Below are 3,264 nucleotides of genomic sequence, written 5' to 3'. Positions count from 1 at the left end.
CTAAGAGATCTATCATTGAGACTATTTTTGACTATCTCAAAAATAATCTAACCTTATGGCATACAAGACATAGATCTATAAACAATGCTTTTACTCATCTTATGGCTGCTTTGGCTCAGTTCATTATTAGTCCAGTTAAAATCAATAACTACAAGTATTTAAATATGAAATAATTATCGAACTGAGGTTAATTATAATGCTAGTAAGTGGCAATCAAAACAGACCCTACATGTTGATTTGTGTAATATAGGTATTGATGTTGATCCTAATATGTATAGTTCATCTTTAGCTCAAGCAATAGCTTTAGAGGACCCTTCAGGTGGAAGAAATAAATCATTTTATGATGATGCTAGAAGTATTATCGCAGGGATATTATTTTATCTTGTTAATAATAATCGTAATATTTATGAGCTATTTGAGATAGTTGTTAAAAAAGGACTTAATCATGGTCATAAGTTACTTGCAAGATACAATAAGTCTTTAGATGAAGATAATGAAATTATTCTAATTGCAATTAAGAAAATAGAGGTACTTTTTGAGAAAGGCTCTTTAACTGTATACGGACAAGGAGTATATGGAAATATTATTTCAGCGGTTGAGATATTCGGTAGACCAGATATCAAAGCTATATTTACTAAAGGCGATCCCGAAAGAACATTAGATGTAAAAGAGTTCTTAGAGGGTAAAGCTGATATCTATATGATAGTACCAACAAGTATGGTTGAGCAAACAGCTTCATTTATTAAGTTTATGATTGGGGTTGCTAAATCAGCAATTGAATTTGCAAGACCTCAAATGCTCTTAGCTGAATATTATATATTTGCATTAGATGAAATAGCTCAACTTAGTTGTATGAAACTAATTGAAAAGATGTATGAGGTTTTACAATACAAAAAAACTAGGTTTTGGTTGTATTTCCAAAATATGAATCAACTACAGAAGTTTTCAATGCCAGATATGATTAAGGAATTTGATGTTTTACAATTCTTTGAGGTAAATGGTGATAAAACTATTGAGTTTATTAAGAATCTATCAGGCTCAAAAACTGTAGAAGTTGAAAGTGTTGGTGAAAGACAAAAGGATAAGGATAAAAGTACAAATACTAGTTTAACTAGGACTGAACTATTACCAATAGACAAGATTAGAGAGCTTCCAGCTGATAAGCAGATAATATTTCATAAAGGTTGTCCTGTTATTTTATGTGATAGAACTAAGTATTATGAGCATAGAAGATATAAAGGTTTAGCAGCTGAAAACCTTACTCGTACTGATGATAAAGATATTCAAGCTTTAATACCTGCTGATAATGAAGAAGTTAGAAGCAAAATATTAGCAGAGAGAAAAGAAAGCTTAAAACAACAAGCAGATAATAGTCCTATTAAACATAAGAACTATATCAAAAAAGTATTATTATCACTTCTTAAACAAGAGAAGAATTCATCATTACTACATTTTCAAAAACTAGATGAATACTTTTATCTCTCAGAGGCGACTCTCAATAATATTATTGCTACCAAATTAACTAGTGATCGTGAAGTAGATGATTATATTAAATTACTGATGCAAGAAGAGTTTTTAATAGCAGAAGAAACAAACGGTGAAATTCTATTTAGAATTAATACATGATAGGGGGAAGCTATGCTTACATTATCAGAGTACGAAGTATAGAATACACTTAAAAAATTAAAGAAGAGGGCTAAATATGAGTAAAGAGGGAAATGATATCAATTATGAGTGTCCTGACTGTGGTTCTGATCTTATCCAAAGAGATGGAAAGAAAGGTAAATGGTGGGGATGCACAGGGTACCCTCAATGTGAAAGAACATTTACCGATTCAAAAGATAAACCCATGATCGGACATTAAGAAAGATCATGGAAATGTATAGATTTTATATCCTTAAATATATTTGTTTAATAATAATCTTATTAAGCGGATACAACATTTGTATTGGTGATGATATTTCAAATACATGGAATATCCATAAATATTCTATGAATAATTATAATGTAGTTATTAAACAAATATATAAAAACCCCATAATGAAAGGTAGTGACCTAAAATCTAAAATTAATTATGTGAAGAGGTACTTTCTAGGTAAGCCATATTATCTACCAGAGAGTCCCCTAGGAGAGGGTTTAATATCAAGTTATGACCAAGAGCCAATATATCGTACAGACACTTTTGATTGTGTAACTTTAGTAGATACTATACTAGCATTAATAAAAGGTCATGATTTTAATGAATTCAAGAAAAATATTATTAGAATTCGTTATAGAAATAATACTATTGCATATCAGAATCGAGATCATTGGTTTATACAAGTTGATTGGAACAAAACTAATCAACAAAATAAATTTATTTATGATGTAACTAAAAATATTACTAATATTGAAGGTAAAGCTATAGCAAGAGTTGCTATTACTAATATAAATAAACCAAATTGGTACAGGCATTTATTATTAACTGGCTACAACAATGATAATATCTTAGGAAGTATAAGAATACTTAAGCCAATTAAATATAATGAAGCTAGAATAAAATTAAGCTCACTTAGATTATTAGGTTTAACTCAAAAAAATATCAAAAGTAAACTAGCATATATCCCTTTAACATCATTACTTGATAGTAATGGAAAAGCTAATAATTATATTTTTAATCAGGTTCCTTCTATTGCAGTTATTGAAATAGTTAGGCCTAATTGGAATGTTCCATTTAAAAACCCTTATGGTACTAATTTAAATGTCACTCATCTTGGGTTAGCTGTTAGAAACAGTAAAGGTAAATTAATGTTTATAGAAGCATCATCAATTTATAGAAAAGTTGTTGAAATCCCCCTAGATAGTTATCTTAGGACTTACCTAAAAAGCAGTAATAACATTGGAATTAATATTGAGAAGATAATTTAGATCATAATTAGCTCACTCTTCTGGTTATGAACAAATAGTTTCAGCAGCTGCCTTCCTTTTAAAATATACGTATACTAAAACTAATATATATAAAATTGAGAAAGGCATATCTAATATGGCTATAGAGTATATAGATCCTACATTCTTAAGAAGATATTCAATAATTAATGGTGTGAATCCCCCACCTAATGCCAAAGAAATATTATATGCTACTGAAATTCCTGATATTCTAATATTAGCAGGGAAAAAGGTCGCATATACATAAGGGTTCTGTTACAACTAGACCCTTTACAGACTTTTGTGTAAATTTTTCATAGGCTACCAATCCTATCTTCAAATTTAATCATAAAATGTGCA

5 protein-coding genes are annotated in these 3,264 nt (G+C 29.3%); all 5 read left to right on the top strand.

The features are described 5' to 3' along the window. On the top strand, positions 1-173 hold a 173-nt coding region (locus AB8E56_RS11375; protein WP_329481201.1), incomplete at its 5' end, for a transposase. Between the two features lie 64 nt (positions 174-237). Beyond that, positions 238-1,626, top strand: a complete 1,389-nt coding sequence (locus AB8E56_RS11370; RefSeq protein ID WP_329481199.1) for a type IV secretory system conjugative DNA transfer family protein — start codon at positions 238-240, stop codon at positions 1,624-1,626. Positions 1,627-1,702: 76 nt separating this feature from the next. Next, complete coding sequence (locus AB8E56_RS11365) at positions 1,703-1,864, top strand: topoisomerase DNA-binding C4 zinc finger domain-containing protein (protein ID WP_329481197.1); 162 nt, start codon at positions 1,703-1,705, stop codon at positions 1,862-1,864. Between the two features lie 14 nt (positions 1,865-1,878). Then, entirely contained in the window at positions 1,879-2,907 is a 1,029-nt protein-coding gene (locus AB8E56_RS11360; RefSeq protein WP_329481195.1) for an N-acetylmuramoyl-L-alanine amidase-like domain-containing protein, read from the top strand. 115 nt (positions 2,908-3,022) lie between these two features. Continuing rightward, positions 3,023-3,172: a hypothetical protein gene (locus AB8E56_RS11355; protein WP_329481193.1), complete on the top strand. Its 150-nt coding sequence runs from the start codon at positions 3,023-3,025 to the stop codon at positions 3,170-3,172. Positions 3,173-3,264: the final 92 nt, after the last annotated feature.

The organism is Francisella sp. 19X1-34 (assembly GCF_041102755.1).
In the GTDB taxonomy this organism is placed as follows: Bacteria; Pseudomonadota; Gammaproteobacteria; order Francisellales; family Francisellaceae; genus Francisella.
This window is presented reverse-complemented; position numbering and strand designations above follow the sequence as displayed.

What these genes read in the sequence shown, in the direction of transcription:
- AB8E56_RS11355 (WP_329481193.1), top strand. Translation starts at nt 3,023, where the DNA reads ATGGCTATAGAGTATATAGATCCTACATTCTTAAGAAGATATTCAATA.
- AB8E56_RS11365 (WP_329481197.1), top strand. Translation starts at nt 1,703, where the DNA reads ATGAGTAAAGAGGGAAATGATATCAATTATGAGTGTCCTGACTGTGGT.
- AB8E56_RS11360 (WP_329481195.1), top strand. Translation starts at nt 1,879, where the DNA reads ATGTATAGATTTTATATCCTTAAATATATTTGTTTAATAATAATCTTA.